Origin of the sequence: Streptomyces sp. NPDC096176, assembly GCF_044763255.1 — a bacterium.
GTDB lineage: Bacteria > Actinomycetota > Actinomycetes > Streptomycetales > Streptomycetaceae > Streptomyces.
On record NZ_JBIWFV010000007.1, the window covers coordinates 1 to 15,629 of the forward strand.

The window sequence follows — 15,629 nt, forward strand, 5'->3', positions numbered from 1 at the left end:
GTGTACGGCTTCTTCGCCTCCAGCCCGAAACCCTGCGCACGATGCCGGCGCAGCTGCTCCACCTCACGGAACGAGCCCTCGTCCAGCAGCAGAGCAATCCGCTCACGCGCCGTCAGCTTCCCCTTGGCATGCTGCGCCTCGGTCGCCTTCTCACTCGGCCCGCGCACGGCCTGCTCGCGCAGCGCCCGCAGCTCGGCCACCCGGCCCCGGGCGCCGGTCGGCTCGCCGGCGCGGGGGACGCTGTTCACCATCACCACGACCCTTGCCTTCCTCTCGTACGACACCGGGGGCGTGACCGGCCTGGCCACCCCCACACCTTAACAAACCGCGTGGGCGGTTTTTGCTGGGTCGGGGTGGGGATGGCCGGTCCGCGCCCGTGAACGTGTGTGCGGCAGGTCACCGCCAGCTGTGCGGGGCGCGGAAGGCGTCGGCCGGCTCCCGGCGCCAGAGCGCGCGGCTGCGCGTCGCCTCCGGCTTCGGCGCGCCGGCGGCGGGCCCGGCGGCGAGCCAGGTGAGCAGGGTCGCGGTGACGGCGGCGAGTTCTTCCGTGCTGGCCGCTCCGCGTTCGATGCGCAGCACGGTGTGCAAGGGGGGTTCGGCCTGGGGCATGTCGTTCCTTCCCGCGGTGCCAGGACCGCTCGGATACGCCGCCGGGCACCGGGCCGGTGGCGCCGGCGTCCGGTGCCCGGCGGACAGGGGGCTGCCGGCAGGGGGGCGCCGGCAGGGGGTGCAGGAGGGCCGGCGAAAGAGGGCCGGCGGGGGCCGGTGGAGGGGTGGCGGTCAGCCGGTCTTGCGCCGGTGGAACCTCTTGGGGGCGGCCGGGCCGCCGGCGGCGCGGGCCTTCGTGCGGCCCTCCTCCTGGGCGGCCCTGGCCAAGGAGGCGTGCTCCTTGCGCTCCAGCGCCTGCCGGAAGCGGCGCTTGGCCTCCTGCTGGGCCTCGTTGCGCTCGGGCGTATCGGTCATGGATGCCTCCGTTTAGGGCTTGTCGAACGGCGGGGCGGCACGCCGGTGGTTGCCCCGTGCGCCCCCGTCCGGTGGGCGGGCCGGTGCGCCCAGCCCACCGCCCCCCGCTCGAGAACCGGTCGACCTTCACTCGCAGCCCGGCCCGGGCCGGCCGCCACCCGCCGTCCGGGCGTGCGGGTGGGCGGGGGTACGGGTGGGCGGGCGTGCGGTGGTGTGTACGGCCGGCGCAGGTACGCGCGGGCGGGCGGGGCGGTGCTCGTCGACGGGCCGGTGCGCCGGGCGCGTTCGCCTACGGGCGGGCGGGCGGTTGCAACAGGGGCTGCGGCGGGTGCCGGCTGCGCACAACCGCGCCTCTTTGTCCTGGCGATGCGTCACATCGGGGTGTGCAGCGCCTGGTGGGAGGATCGGCGGGCCGATGGGCGAGCCGGGCTGGGGTGTTCGGCGGCGGACGAGCCGCGGTGTACGCCCCGCTCTGCACGCGGTTCGCGGCGGTGTACGCCGTCGGCGCCGACACCCGGTTGGGGGAGCTTCCCGACCCGCAGGGTGGCGGCATACGCGCCCGTCGACGACGCGGATCTCCATGCCGGCAGCGGCGCAGGCCTGCCGGCCGATCCGGCCGCGCCCCCAGGGCCGGCCCCTGCGCCCTGCCCGAGTTCAGTTCACCCTCGAGCACTCGAACCCCTCGAACCCCTCGAACCCCTCGGGTACTTCGGGTGCTGGTGCACGCGCGCCGCGCGGGTGCGTGCTCCGCGCTCTCCTTGGGGCAACGGCGCGCAGCGGCGGGGGCGTTGACGCAGCGCCGGTTGCCGCAGCGGCGGCCGGTCCGCCGGATCGGGGGCGGGCCAAGGGGGCCCCTCGGCCCGCCTCGGCCGGGCCGGGGCGGGGCAGGGGGTGTGCCGGTGGGTCAGGCGGCGCGGGCGGGGTGGCCGGTTCTGTCCTGGGCGGGGGCGGGTGGGTGGGTGCGGTAGCGGGTGGTGTGGCCGGGTGGGACGAGGGCGGGCAGCAGTGGCTGCCACAGGGCGTGGATGCGGTGGGCGAGTTCGGGGTGGGGCATGCCGGTGGCGGCCAGGACGCCGATGCCGCAGACGGCGGCGAGCAGGAGGGTCTGGCCGTCGTCGGCGCCGTCGCCTGCGCGCAGGTCGCCGGCGGCGCGGGCCTGGCCGTGCAGGCGCAGTACCTCGGTGATCCATGCCTGGTGGAAGTCGGTTGCGGCGGGGCGGCGTCCGGCGCATTCGTTGGTGATGCGCAGGCCGGCGCGGATGACGGGGTCCTCGCGCAGGGCGCGGGCCAGCCAGTGGGTGAGGTCGATCAGTGCCTGCAGGGGGGCGGCGCCGGCCTCCCACTGGTGCTGGACGAAGTCGCACAGCAGTTGTCGGCCGCGTTCTTGGACGGCGTCGGCCAGTCCGTCCTTGGAGGCGAAGTGGAAGTACAGCGCCCCTTTCGTCATGCCGGCGGCGCCGGCGATCTGGCCCAGCGTGGCGCTGGCGTAGCCGTGCCGGTCGAACATCTGGGCGCCCGCGTGCACCAGCGCGCGGCGGGTGCGCTCCGATCTGGCCTGCATGGTGGCTTCCTCTCCCCTTCCGGTGCCGGCGGCCGGCGGCGCAGCTCAGCCGACCCGGCTCAGGCGCTCGCCGCCGGCGCGGGGGGCTTCCAGCTGCGGTTCGGGGTGGGCCATCAGGATCGAGCGCTGCAGCCGGCGCAGGCCGGCCGAGGGCTCCAGGCCCAGTTCGCGTACCAGTGCGCTGCGCAGCCGCTGGTACACCTCCAGGGCCTCGCTGCGCCGTCCGGAGCGGTGCAGGGCGAGCATGAACTGGCCGTGCAGGTTCTCGTGGGTGCGGTAGCGGCTGACCAGGACGGTCAGCTCGCCCAGCAGTTCGCGGTGCCGGCCCAGGCGCAGGTCGGCCTCGATGCGCTGGTCGAGCGCGCACAGCCGGGTCTCCTCCAGGCGCCGCTGGTGCATCTCCAGCTGCACCCCGGCGTGCACGTCGGCCAGCGCCGAACCGGTCCACAGGGCCAGTGCCTCGCGCAGCTGGCGGGCCGCACCGGTGAAGTCGCCGGCGTCCATCGCCCGGTAGCCGCGGCCGGCCAGCAGCTCGAACTCGCGCACGTCGCTGGCGCCGCCCGAGGTGTTGAGCAGATAGCCGCCCGGCGAGGTGACCAGCACGTCCTTGGCGCTGCGCGGGGCCGCACCCGGCGCGTCGTGGACCAGCGCCGCCGAGATCAGCTCCCGCAGCTGCAGGACGTAGGTCTGCAGCGTGGTGCGCGCACTGCGCGGCGGCCGCTGCCCCCACAGCTCCTCCATCAACGACGCCACCGGAACCACCCGGTCGGCGTGCAGCGCCAGCAGGGCCAGCACCTGGCGCGGTTTGGGCGCCGTGGGCGTCACCGACACCCCGTTCTCCCTCACGGCCAACGCCCCCAGCACATCGATATCCACGCCGTCTCCCCTGTTTGATGCGCATCTGATCGAGCGGCCCGCGGCCGGATTCCTTCCGGCCCGCGCAGACCCGGACACCACCGAGTAAAAAACAGGGCGGACGGTTTGTCAATACCAGACCGCTTGCGCTGTTTTTGGGGTGCGGGGCGCGTGTGCCTCTGGTGGCCGGGACCGGCGGACCGGGCCGGAGCAGGGAAAACGGGGAGGCCACAGGGGGCGCGGACGGGGCGGGCGGGGCGGGCAGCCGAGAGCGATGAGCACCCGGTGAACAGCGGTCGTGGTCGTTTTACGGTGGGGTGGTGCGGGGGCCGGCGGGGGTCAGCGGCCGGCCGGGGGCCAGCCGGGGCAGCATCAGCTCCCAGAAACCGGTGATCTTGGGTGCGGACAGCCATTCGCGGTCCACCGCACCCAGCACCTCGAAACCCACGGTGGCCGCCACCACGGCGGGCGCCGCGCCGCGCGAGGAGACCCCCTCGGCCAGATCCCCCTCCCGCTCGGCACGCTGCAGCATCTCCTCCACCCAGCCCCGCCACACTCCGCGCAGACACGGCCCGCCCTGCCGCGAGGCGTCCGCACTCAGGTCGAACCCCGCCCGCACCACCGGATCGTCGGCGAGCGCGCCCATCAGCGCATGAGTGGCATCCACCAGCACCTGCAACGACCCGCCCGGCACCCCGCCCGGCGCATCGCCCGGCACGGCGTCCGGCACGGCGTCCGGCACGGCGTCCGGCACGGCGGTGATCTTCGCCAGCACCGCCGCCGCCTCCCGCTCCACCGCCCGGGCCAGCGCGTTCTTGTTCTCGAAGTGGAAGTGCAGCGCACCGTTGCTGACACCGGCCCGGGCACTGATGGCAGCCAGCGAAGCGGGCGCGAACCCCTCCCGCGCGAACACCTCGGCCGCGGCCCGCATCAGCGCCTGCCGCGTGCGGGCCGCACGCTCCTGCTTGACCATCAGCTCTCCTCGCTCCGAGGGACACCGCACACACGGCGCGCCCTTCCACCCCCGTCCGGCACCCGGCGGGCAGACGGCAGCCAACGCCGCCCCGCACCCCACCGCCCACGGGACGACACCTCAGATTAACAAACCGCTTACGCGGTTTGTAAGTGGGTGGGGGTATTCCGCAGCCCCGCCCCCGGCCGGACCAGGGCAGAGCCCACCCCGGCCCCGCACCGACCAACCCCCGCCCACCCTCACCGGTTACGCCCCCGGGGCAGAGCACGCCGGGCCGGCAGGCGGAACGCAGGCGCAGGCGCAGGGCGGGGAGCAGGAGGCCGGTGAGCGGCCGGGCCGGGAGCGGAGGCAGGAGCAAGGGGACAAACGCCGTGCGCCCGCACCCGGGCAGCAGGCAACCGGCGGGCGTGGGCGAAGGAGAGGGGGTGGCTTGCGGGCTCCGCCGCACCGGCCCTCCCCCGGGGTCGGCCGGCGGGGACGGGGTCGGCCGTCCGCGCCCCCGGATGCCGGTGCTCCGGTGCAGGGCGGCCCCCGCGGGCGCGCCCGTGCGGGCGGGGGGTGGGGCCGTGGCGGGCGGCGGGCGGCGGCGCCGCCTACAGGACCCCAGCGCGCCCTGCCCCCGCGGGCGCCGCACCTGTTCCCCGTGCCAGGGCCGGGGACGGTCCAGCCCGCTCCCCCGCTCCCCCGCCCACGCGCCCGCGCGACTGGCAGCCGGGGGCCGGGCAGCCGGGGCCGGGGCCGGGGGCGGCTGGTCGGGGGCGGCTGGTCGGGTAAGGGCAGCGGGATGGACCGGGGGCTTGCGCGCCCCCTTGGCAGGCCCGGCCGGGCCCGTGCCGGTCCGTCACCCGCGGGCCGCGGCCCGGGGCCGGGGTTACAGATGGCCCCCGGCCCGGTGGCCGGAGGGCCGGAACTGGCGCCTCCGGCCACCGGGGTCGGGTCAGGCGGTGAGGTGGACGGGCAGGGTGCGGTAGCCGCTGACGATGAACGATTCCAGTACGTCGAGTTCGTTCACCGGGCCCTCCAGGCGGATGCGGGGGAAGCGGGTGAAGAGCGCGGACAGGGCGGTGGTGGCCTCCAGCCGGGCCAGCGGGGCGCCCAGGCAGTAGTGGACGCCGTGCCCGAAGGCCACGCTCTCCCCGCGCGGGCGCAGCAGGTCGAAGGTGTCGGCGTCCTTGCCGTGCTGGGCGGGGTCCAGGCCGGCGGCGGCGAACGACACGATGATCACGTCGCCGCGGCGGATGCGGACGCCGTCCAGGTCGATGTCCTGGACGGCGAACCGCAGCGGGATGTAGGCGGCCGGGTTGTGGGTGCGCAGGGTCTCGTCGATCACCTCCGGCCAGCCGGCCCGGCCGGCGCGCACGTGCTCCAGCTGCCCGGGCAGCGACAGCAGCGCGGCCGCCGCGTTGCTGATCAGGTTGCTCGTGGTCTCCTGCCCGGCGCCGATCATCAGGTTCAGCGTCGAGATGAGTTCCTGCTCGCTCAGCCGCTCACCGCCGTCGCGTGCCGCGATCAGCGCGGACGTCAGGTCCGGGCCCGGGGACCGGCGCCGTTCGGCGACCAGCGCGGCCAGCAGCTCGAACACCCGCTCCTGCGCCGCCGCCATCTCCTGGGCCGGCACCGAGGTGCCCAGCGTCGTGTCGATCGCCGCGCACAGCGCCTGCCGGTCGGGCCCCTGGATCCCGAACAGCTCACAGATCACCCGCATCGGCAGCAGCTTCGCGAACGAGGCCCGCAGATCCACCACCCCCTGCCCCGCCGCCGCCAGCTCCTCCAGCAGCCCGGCCGTGATCTCCTCGATGCGCGGCGCCAGCGCCCGGCTGCGCCGCGCGGTGAACGCCCCCGCCACCAGCCGGCGCAGCCGCGCGTGCTCCGTCCCGTAGGCGAACAGCATCGTCGGCGCCGACACCCAGTGATACAAGGGCCACTGCGGGGTGATCTCCCCCGCCGCGAACGCCGGCCAGTGCCGCCGCGCGTCCTTGGACACCCGCGGATCGGTCAGCAGCCGTCTGAGCGGACCGTGCCCCGTCACCGCCCACGCCTCGATGCCGCCCGGCAGCACCACCCGTGCCGCCGGACCCTGCTCCCGCAGCATCGCCGCCTCCCCCGCCAGATCACGCCCCGTGACATCCAGCGCATACGGACACCCCACCGTCTCCATCAGCAACTCCCCTCCCACCGCACGGACCCACGCCGCCCGGCACACCGCCACCCTGCCCTCCCCACCCGCCCCACACCCCACGAACCACCAACCCCGCAGCAAACACCCCACCACCAACCGGAACCCGCCCCAGGGGGACCTGCCCGAGGGGGACCTGCCCCAGGGGGACCTGCCCGAGGGGGGTCGTCGAAAGGCCGGGGCCGCGCCCCGCGCACACGCCGCGGCCGTTGAACCGTGCCAGGAAGCCAGGAGCGGCCTGGCTCACCGGCAGGTAGGTTCCCGCCATGACCGGCAACTGGTGCAGGGACCGGATCGCAGCTGCTCTGCGGGGCGAGCACCCGACCGTGATACGGCGGTTGACGTTCCGCGTTCGCGGTGATCGCCGGATGTCCTCCTGCCGGGACACTCGGTCCTGCTCGTGGACGAACCGCAGGTTGAGCGGCTGTCGGACCTGCCGAAGGCAAAACGGCGCTCGTTCCTGACGGACATGGACCAGCTCGGCGAAGCCGCCGAGCGGGCCTGCCGGCGACTGGACCCGGCTTTCCGGCGGATCAACCGGGAGATCCCGGGAAACGCCGACCCGTTCCTGCACGCCCGCATCTGGCCGCGATACGCGTGACAACCATCCGGTGCGGCAGGCGCCCCGGTGGGGCGCTAACCGCGAGAACGGTGGCACGACGAACAGTTCGCACCCGGGCCACAGCACGACGTGCTACGGGAAGCGATCGGCAGCGAACTGGACCCACTGCGCTCAACACCCTGACCACAGCACGCCCCCGGTGATCGCCCACCACCAGGCCGACACCCGGCGTTCGGTGAGCCTCGGGCCGGTCGGGCCGGCAACCCGCACCGACCGGACCCGAGCCCACCGAAGGCGCCGCAGCGGAGCAACACCGATGACACGCCGGGTGATCGCGGCGCCGAACGGCTCCCGGCGCCGCGAGCCGAGCACCGAACGACCGTGACGGGCCCTCGCAGCACGGCCCGTTGCGAAGGCCTCGCCGGCGCCCAGGGACCCAACGTCAGATGCCGACCGCGGCGGACAGACGCCGTCCACACACCAGTCACCGGCACGACCCGCGCGCCAGGCCCGGCCCGGCACAGCAGCCGCGGCCAGATGCCGGCCCGGGGCGGATGCGGCCAGAGGCACGACACCGGCACAAGCCGCACGGGAAGCGGCCGACTGCACAGCACAGAAGACGACCCGAAGCCGGGACACCGCCCGGCCGCACGACGGAGGGCAGCCGATCGCGCACCACGCGCGCGATGCGATACGGCCGGCACGAGCCGGCGGGGCGGCACACACCCCCTGACGCACCCGGCGGCCAATGCGACCCACGCACAACCCGGACAACACGCCACGAGCCGAAGCCGATTGACGGCACCCGCACACGCCGGAGGAGGTACGGCCGGTTGACGCCCGGCACAACCCGGGCAACACGCCACGAGCCGAAGCCGGTTGACGGCACCCGCACACGCCGGACGAGGTACGGCCGGTTGACGCCCGGCACAACCCGGGCAACACGCCACGGGCCGTGGCCGGTTGCCCGGCACAGGGCGGCCCGGGGGCAGGCGGGTGCGGCATACGCGAGGCCCGGCCGACCGGCAGCCCGGCGGTCCGGCGGCCCGGCGGCTCGGCGGCTCGGGGGGGCGGGGGGTGGGTCAGCGGGTCGCGGGCCGGGCGGCGTCCTCGCGGTGGCGTACCACCTGCTCATAGGTGGCGTATCGCCTGCTCATAGGTGCGGGGCCCGCGGTCCGCGGAGAAGCCCGGGCGCACCAGCACCGCGGGCAACACGGAACGCACTGCGGCCGGTTGCGCACCGGGCGCAGAAAGCGGGCCCCCGGGCGGGCACGCCCGGCGCCCGGCCCCGGCGGCCCAGCCGACCCGGCGGGCGAGAGCGGGCACACACCGCGCCCGGGCCCGACGGCCCCGGGGGGGGTCAGCGGGTGGCGGGCTGGGCGGCGTCCTCGCGGTGGCGTATCGCCTGCTCATAGGTGCGGGCCCCGCGGTCCGCGGAGAAGTCCAGGCGCACCAGCACCGCGGGCACCGCGATCGCGCTCATCAAGAACCGGTACAGATCCGCGACCCGTTCGGTCATGTCCGCGCGGCCGGTCATGATGTTCGACAGCACCTGCACCCCGGTGAACGCGCCCACGAACGTCTTCGCCGCCCCCTCGAGATCCACGTGCGGGCCGATCTCCCCGCCCGCCCGCGCCTGCTCGAACAGCTCCAGCGTCTGCTGCATCCACGCCTGCATCGGCACCCGCCGGTCCAGCCCGTCGCGCAACGCCCCCTGCTCCACCGTCAGCCGCACACTGCCCCGCACGATCGGATCCCCGGTGTCCCGGCGCAGCAGATACGCCAGCATCAACGCCCGGTCCACCGCCGTCTGCAGCCGCAACTCCCCCTCCACCAGCTCCGGCAGCGCATGCACCTGCTCCGCCAGCACCCCCTGCGCCAGCTCCTCCTTCGACGCGAAATGAAAATACAACGCGCCCTTCGTCAGCCCCGACCGCTTGAGGATCTCGGAAATGGTCGCCGCCTCGTAGCCGACCTCGTCGAACACCTCGGCCGCCGCCACCAAAATCGCCCGCCGCGTCCTCACGGCCCGCTCCTGCCGCGCCATCACCCACCACCTCCGACATCCATCCGCACCCGACCACACACCACACCGTGGCGCACGCACACGCCACACGTACCCGCACGTGCCGGCCGCACATGCCGCACCGGCCGGCCCGGGCCGGCCGGTGCGGCACCCGAACCCACCCCAAAAGAAACCGGCGGGTTCGTATCTTAGCAGCCCACCGGGCTGCGGCCAGCCCCGCGGCCGCACGGGACCCAGGTCACCGCACCCCGGCCCGTAACCCCCCATCTATCAAACCGTCTTGCCGGTTTCACAACCGGTACCCAATGGTCCCTTTCAAGCGGAATGATCGCTACCGACCAGGGGTTCCCTCCCCTGAAAGCCGCTTCCCCGGCCCGTGAGTGTGACGCACATCACGGAGTAACCCGCCATACGCCTTGAAAATAAAACCGGTGGGTACGTATCTTTGGGGCCCTGCGCTTCCCAGATTCACCCGGACCGACCATTCCGCGGAGAGGCCATGACCCTGCTGACGTTCACCAAGCACGCCACCACCCCCACCACCACCGGTGCCGCCCCCGGTGCCGCCCCGGCCGCCGCCGCGGGCACCGCGGCAGGCACCCCCGCCGGCGCGAGCACGGGTGCGGCCGGCGGCGCAACTCCCGCCGCCGGCACGACGGGGACGACAGGTGCGGCGGGTACGGCGGGGATGCGGGCCGGCCAAGCCCTCGGCACCCCGGTCACCGCCCCCGCCCCCACCACCGCCTTCCCCGCCCCACCCACCACCCCCACCACACCCCCCGCCGCGACCGACCCCTCACCCGCACCCGACGACGCCGCCACCGCCGCCGCCGTCACCCGCGAACTGCGCCACCTGCTCTTCGACGGCGACGAAGAAGACACCCTCCACACCCCCTGGCGCACCCTCATCACCCACGACGACTTCCTCACCCACGACGACGACCTCACCCCCACCCAACGCACCGCCCGCTCCTACCAGCGCCTGCGCCTCCTCAACGCCACCGCCGCCGGCGACCCCCTCACCCTCGCCACCGACCCCCGCCGCCTGGCCGCCCTCCACGAATGGACCGGCATCGCCGACAGCGCCCTCGGCACCCTCGCCGGCATCCACTACAACCTCTTCCTCGGCACCATCCTCGACCACGACCACCCCGAACAACGCGACCTCACCCCCTACACCACCCTGAGACACACCGGCACCTTCCTCGTCACCGAACTCGCCCACGGCAACGACGCCGCCAACCTCAAAACCACCGCCCACCACCACCCCGACACCGGCGAATTCACCCTCCACACCCCCACCCCCGGCGCCGCCAAATTCATGCCCAACACCACCACCACCGGCGGACCCAAAACCGCCCTCGTCGCCGCCCGCCTCATCACCCACGACGGCCACGACCACGGCATCCACCTCTTCCTCACCCCCCTCCACGACGAAAACGGCCCCCACCCCGGCATCCACATCACCCCCCTCCCACCCCGCCACCTCCCCCACCCCGTCGACCACGCCATCACCACCTTCACCCACGTCCGCCTCCCCCCCACCGCCCTCCTCCAAGCCCCCCACAACCGCCTCAACCCCGACGGCACCCACACCACCACCCACGGCAACCCCAGAAAACGCTTCCTCACCACCATCGACCGCGTCACCCTCGGCAAACTCTGCATGAGCGCCGCCGCCACCGGCACCGCCCGCGCCGCCATCACCATCGCCGTCCACTACGCCACCCACCGCCACACCACCCACCACCACACCCCCACCCCCCTCACCACCCACCGCGCCCACCACGCCCCCCTCCTCGACAACCTCGCCACCACCTACGCCCTCACCCTCCTCCACCGCCACACCCTCACCCACCACACCCACCACCACCACAACGGACCCACCCCACCCCCCACACCCCCCAACCCCCGCTACCACACCGACCCACCCCCCACCAAAAACCAAACCCACCAACTCACCGCCCTCACCAAAGCCTTCACCACCCACCACGCCCGCACCATCACCACCACCAGCCGCGAACGCTGCGGCGCCTGGGCCCTCCACCCCCACAACCCCCTCGCCCACTACACCCAACACCTCGAAGGCACCATCACCGCCGAAGGCGACAACCTCCTCATCACCCTCAAAACCGCCGCCGAACTCCTCCTCACCCCCCCACCCCCACCCCCCACCACCCCCACCCCCCCCAACCCCCTCACCAACCTCAACCACCTCAAAACCCTCCTCCACCACCTCCAACACATCTGGCACACCCGCGCCAAACACGCCCTCCGCACCACCCCCCACACCACCAACCCCCACACCCGCTTCAACAACGCCACCAACCCCGCCCTCACCATGACCCACATCACCACCCTCATCCACACCACCAACGCCCTCCTCACCACCCTCAACCACACCACCCACCCCACCACTCACACCCACCTCAAACACCTCACCAACCTCTACCTCCTCAACCAACTCACCCCCCACACCGGCGACCTCCTCACCCACCACCACCTCACCCCCCACCACCACAACCAAATCCCCACCACCACCAACCACCTCCACACCACCCTCCAACCCCACCTCACCACCCTCACCAACGCCCTCAACCACCCCCACCAACACACCCCCACCCCACCACCCACCCACTAACGACCTCGCGCGTGATTAGCGGTGACGACGGCTGACCTGTGTCGTTGGTCTGTGTGTGGTGGGGGTTGAAGCACGCAGGTCGATCATGTCGGAGCGTCGCGTCACGGGACTTTCGACGTCCGTGATCGCTGATCTGGTGGCCGAGTTGGGGCCGGTGTGGCAGGCCGCCGCAGCGGCGATCTACGAGGCCGTGCAGACCAAGGACAATCCGGCCGACCTGATCAACGTGGCGCTGGAGAAGCTGGTCAAGGCGAGGATGGAGCTGCCCGGATACTCCACGCTGGACGAGATGGCCTCGGTGATCAGGACCGAGGTGAACGAGGACTTCTTCGCGGTGATCGTGTCGCGGATGGATGAGGTCGAGCACGCCCGGTTGCTGGGGTTGTTGCGGGTGCCCGCGGGTGGTCGCAGCAGGTTCGACGAGCTGAAGCGGCCGGCGAAGGCGCCGACGGTCTCCCATCTGCACGAGCATCTGGCCCACCTGGACAGGCTGGAAGCGCTGGGGAACACGGCTACGTGGCTTCAGAGGGTGCCGCCGGGGAAGGTGGAGCATTTCGCCGGGCAGCGGACGGACACGTGGAGACCCCCGCGACCGACGCCGACTTCGCCCTGGTCGCCACCGGAAAAGTCACCGGCTAGGAGCGTGTCTCAGTAAGAGGCAACCCGCCTGCGTTTCGTGATCGTTCGTGCGGGATGATGCTGGTTGAGTCGCGGGGATGGGCTTTTCGAGGTCGAGCCGGTCGGGAAGAAGCGGCCACAAGGTCGTCCGGCGGTGGTGGACAAGACGTTTCGGGCCTTCGACCCGCATCAGGTCCTGCTGCTGCCGCCATCGCTGGACGACTGGCTGCCCGCGGGCCATCTGGCGCGGTTCGTCGCCGACCTCGTCGACGAGGTGCTCGACCTCGGACCGGCCCTGGCGGACGGGGATTGAGTAGGAACCGCGCAGAGAGTGCAGTTTGGTGTCACATGATTTGACACCCCTGCCGCCCCGTGCCGCCATGGCAAGTGATCGTCTGGGTGCCGGTCGAATGACAGCCAGGGGCGGAATCGGTCGATTGCGCCCCCACGCTCCGATCCATTGACGAGAGACGGGCATGCCGGGATGTTTCGGGGTGCCGATCCAATCCACTCCGCTCCGCATTCGCGCCTCCCCATTCCGCCCCCTTACGGTCGCGATCCGGCACCCGTCGGGGAGCGAAGAGGGGGACTATACGTGACGGACCATCTGTATCTGCGGCATTCCACCGACCGCACGTCGGCGGCCTGTGCGACCAGCCGTATCCCGCCGTGGCCGAACGATCGCGCCTCCGCCCCCAGCAGCAGACGACGCTGACGTTCATCGAGGTGCGGCACGATCGTCTCGAACTTCACTGCCAGCACAGTCCGTTGCTCCAACCCAATGCCCATGGCGCACCAACGAGCCGCCGAGCAGGAAGCTACGGGTTAATGATCTGCAAGCCCTAACTGAACGGCGTTGGGGCTAGGTCCTCTCTTTTGGATCAGGCCGGATCAGTGAGCGGGGTCTGGTGCCGTGCATCGCAAGGCGGAGGAAGGAGTCCACGCGGAGCGTCGGCGACTGACGACAACGCAGCGAGGTGCGGTGCCAGGGCACGCGAGCCCGGCAAGATCCGAAAGAGAGGACCTAGGGGGCCGACACCGGCCCGCGGGCCCGGGACGGGTCATGCCGGACATCATGAACGCCTCGCGCGCCCCTTGACGGCGTGACAGTCCGGGGCTGGCGGACCGGCACGAACCTCACACGGAACATCTTGGGCCACCACTTGCCAGTCAACAGGAACTGATCGGTTCCCGGTACCTTGGCGATCCCGTTCAGGACGTCCGCGCGCCGTCTCTCGGCCGCGCTGATCAAGGGGGGCACGGTGATTTCCCCCGTCACCCGGCCGGTGACGGCGTCGACTCGTACGATCCGGTCAGTGGGCCAGACATTGGCGTACACGAGGTCGCCGACGCATTCCAGTTCGTTGAGCCGCTCCACCCGCTGCCCCTCCAGGGTGACGACGATCTCGCTCTTCTTCCTGAGCGTTTCGGGATCCCGGAAGGCGAGCCGGGAGGATCCGTCACTCGTCACGATCCGGTCGCGATGCCGCTGATGGCACATCCCCCAGCCCTCACCGTCGTAGGGAACGCGGCGAATCTCGGCGAGCGTTCTCGCGTCCCGTTCGATCGCGATGCCGTCGCGCCAGGTGAGCTGCCAGAGGGTCGGACCCATGACGGCGATCCCCTCACCGAACAACGGCGCCGGCAGTTCCGCACGAAGTGCCGGCGGGGTGCCCGGACGCCCCGATCTGATCGTCGACCGGCCGGTCACGCCCGTGCTCTCGTAAAGGGAGCCGTGGGCCATTTCCAGACCTTGGGTGAAGGCCTGCGGATCATGGGGCAGAGTCTCCACGACCTCGACCCGCAAGCGCTCGACCCCTGCCCTGGCCTCTCCGTGCATGCCCTCCCCGTGGTCCACGGGGCCACCGCCCGGCTCGCAGGAACGGACGAGGGCCCCAACGGTCAGAGCAGCTATCAGCACCGGGGCCACGAACGCGACGCGCATGGGTCCACGCTCGCACCGGGGTCAGGTCCTGGACGGCTGCCCTCCACCGGCTCGCCGACGAATTCGCCCCCATGACGCAGTCCGCCTCCCCGCGGCGGCCGCCGCGGGGAGGCGGACGCGAGCACCGTCACCTGCGTCGCCGCGTCGGCTCACGCAGGGTGGGCGGCAAGGCCGGCTCCCGGCAGTGGCACACGGCTTGGGACGTTCCCACGCACCCGGCGCCGGCTCCCCACGCATGCCGTGGAAGCGCGCGAGCTCTCGGACGGCATGCGCTGTCCGAGAGCTCGCCGGGGCACTTCCGTGCGGCGGTCGGCCCGCTCAGCCTTGCCGAGCGGCGGTACGCCGACGCTTGACGAGTACCAGTGTTCCCCCGCCCAGGAGCAGCAGGCCGCCGGTTGCCGTCAGCAGCACCTTCGTTCCGTCGGACGAGCCGGTGTCAGCCAGCGAGGGCCTCGAGGAACCGTCGTCCGAGGAACTGTCGCGACCGCCACCGTTCCCGTTGTCGTCACGGGAGTGGTCGTCGTCGTTGCCGGGACGTCCGTTGTCGTCGTCGTCACCGTTGCCGGGACGCCCGTTGTCGTCGTCGTCACCGTTGCCGGGACGCCCGTTGTCGTCGTCGTCACCGTTGCCGGGACGCCCGTGGTCGTCGTCCCCGTCCCCGTCCCCGTCCCCGTCCCCGTCCACGGTCACTTGAGTGGAGAGAGTGAGCCCCGACGTCTGGCCGATGAGCTGGAAGTCATAGGTGCCCGACGGCGTGCGCTCCGGGATGGTGATGCTTCTGCTCACGACGCCGTTCGTGTCGGCGGCCCACTGCCCGAGCGTCACGATGCGCCGCTTACCGCCGTCGGGGGACGAGGTCGAGGTGGGGCTCGGCTTGGGACTGGCACTGGGACGGGCTGCCGTGAAGGCCGGCGGGATCGCCGATCTGCCCAGCGCGGCCGTACCCGCCGGTCCGGCGGCGGCGGGCCCCACCGGGACGAGACGCGCGAGGACCAGCTCGCCCAGCTGGAAGCCTGTTGCTGTGACGTCGACGACCTGACCTGGCTCCAAGGTGAGGTCGTCGATGGAGATACTGGGGGCCGGCGGATACTGCGCGAACGCCGGTTCGGCGGCGATCAACGGAGCTGCGGCAACAAGACTTGCGGCAGTGGCAGCCACCGCGAGTCGCCTTACGGAGCGTCTGGGCATGGTTTCGGGCTCCTTAGTGGAAGACGCTTGACGAGTGGTGATCTTTGTTTGTCGATGTAGAGGTTCGAACCGCTTGGCAGGACAGGTTGCTTGCCGCACCCAGTGCAGGCCGTGGCCCCGC

12 protein-coding genes and 2 pseudogenes are annotated in these 15,629 nt (G+C 72.5%); 4 read left to right on the forward strand and 10 right to left on the reverse strand.

All coding sequences use genetic code 11. The features are described 5' to 3' along the window. The 7 genes from ACIQ7Q_RS20230 to ACIQ7Q_RS20260 form a co-directional block, all read right to left on the reverse strand. On the reverse strand, positions 1-251 hold a 251-nt coding region (locus ACIQ7Q_RS20230; RefSeq protein ID WP_403864759.1), incomplete at its 3' end, for a carboxyl transferase domain-containing protein. A gap of 145 nt (positions 252-396) precedes the next feature. Then, positions 397-609, reverse strand: coding sequence for an acyl-CoA carboxylase subunit epsilon (locus ACIQ7Q_RS20235; protein ID WP_403863627.1), 213 nt, complete (start codon positions 607-609; stop codon positions 397-399). Positions 610-780: 171 nt separating this feature from the next. Further along, positions 781-963 (reverse strand): DUF5302 family protein, encoded by a 183-nt coding sequence (locus ACIQ7Q_RS20240; protein WP_403863629.1) that lies wholly within the window; start codon positions 961-963, stop codon positions 781-783. A gap of 904 nt (positions 964-1,867) precedes the next feature. Then, a complete protein-coding gene (locus ACIQ7Q_RS20245) occupies positions 1,868-2,524 on the reverse strand; it encodes a ScbR family autoregulator-binding transcription factor (RefSeq protein ID WP_403863631.1) in 657 nt (218 codons plus the stop codon). Positions 2,525-2,569: 45 nt separating this feature from the next. Then, positions 2,570-3,400 carry a BTAD domain-containing putative transcriptional regulator gene (locus ACIQ7Q_RS20250; RefSeq protein ID WP_403863634.1) on the reverse strand — a complete coding sequence of 277 codons (831 nt, stop codon included), beginning with the start codon at positions 3,398-3,400 and terminating at the stop codon, positions 2,570-2,572. Between the two features lie 286 nt (positions 3,401-3,686). Beyond that, positions 3,687-4,352, reverse strand: coding sequence for a ScbR family autoregulator-binding transcription factor (locus ACIQ7Q_RS20255; RefSeq protein WP_403863637.1), 666 nt, complete (start codon positions 4,350-4,352; stop codon positions 3,687-3,689). Positions 4,353-5,289: 937 nt separating this feature from the next. After that, complete coding sequence (locus tag ACIQ7Q_RS20260) at positions 5,290-6,510, reverse strand: cytochrome P450 (protein WP_403863639.1); 1,221 nt, start codon at positions 6,508-6,510, stop codon at positions 5,290-5,292. 284 nt (positions 6,511-6,794) lie between these two features. Here ACIQ7Q_RS20260 and ACIQ7Q_RS20265 point away from each other — a divergent pair. Then, positions 6,795-7,273 (forward strand): annotated as a pseudogene (locus ACIQ7Q_RS20265) (diadenosine tetraphosphate hydrolase). A gap of 1,177 nt (positions 7,274-8,450) precedes the next feature. Here ACIQ7Q_RS20265 and ACIQ7Q_RS20270 read toward each other — a convergent pair. Next, on the reverse strand, positions 8,451-9,137 hold the full coding sequence (locus ACIQ7Q_RS20270) for a ScbR family autoregulator-binding transcription factor (RefSeq protein WP_403863642.1): 687 nt from the start codon (positions 9,135-9,137) through the stop codon (positions 8,451-8,453). 478 nt (positions 9,138-9,615) lie between these two features. Between ACIQ7Q_RS20270 and ACIQ7Q_RS20275 the strand changes: the two genes are divergently transcribed. The 3 genes and pseudogenes from ACIQ7Q_RS20275 to ACIQ7Q_RS20285 all read left to right on the forward strand — a co-directional run. Next, a complete protein-coding gene (locus ACIQ7Q_RS20275) occupies positions 9,616-11,757 on the forward strand; it encodes an acyl-CoA dehydrogenase (protein WP_403863644.1) in 2,142 nt (713 codons plus the stop codon). A 121-nt stretch (positions 11,758-11,878) separates the two neighbouring features. Next, the gene (locus ACIQ7Q_RS20280) at positions 11,879-12,412 is read left to right on the forward strand and encodes a DUF4158 domain-containing protein (RefSeq protein WP_403863647.1); all 534 of its coding nucleotides are present in this window, start codon (positions 11,879-11,881) and stop codon (positions 12,410-12,412) included. Between the two features lie 48 nt (positions 12,413-12,460). Next, positions 12,461-12,679 (forward strand): annotated as a pseudogene (locus ACIQ7Q_RS20285) (IS1182 family transposase); the annotation flags it as partial. A gap of 720 nt (positions 12,680-13,399) precedes the next feature. Here ACIQ7Q_RS20285 and ACIQ7Q_RS20290 read toward each other — a convergent pair. Together ACIQ7Q_RS20290 and ACIQ7Q_RS20295 are read right to left on the reverse strand one after the other, a co-directional pair. Then, complete coding sequence (locus tag ACIQ7Q_RS20290) at positions 13,400-14,215, reverse strand: glutaminyl-peptide cyclotransferase (protein WP_403863650.1); 816 nt, start codon at positions 14,213-14,215, stop codon at positions 13,400-13,402. A gap of 423 nt (positions 14,216-14,638) precedes the next feature. Beyond that, positions 14,639-15,508 (reverse strand): LPXTG cell wall anchor domain-containing protein, encoded by an 870-nt coding sequence (locus ACIQ7Q_RS20295; protein ID WP_403863653.1) that lies wholly within the window; start codon positions 15,506-15,508, stop codon positions 14,639-14,641. Positions 15,509-15,629 lie beyond the last annotated feature (121 nt).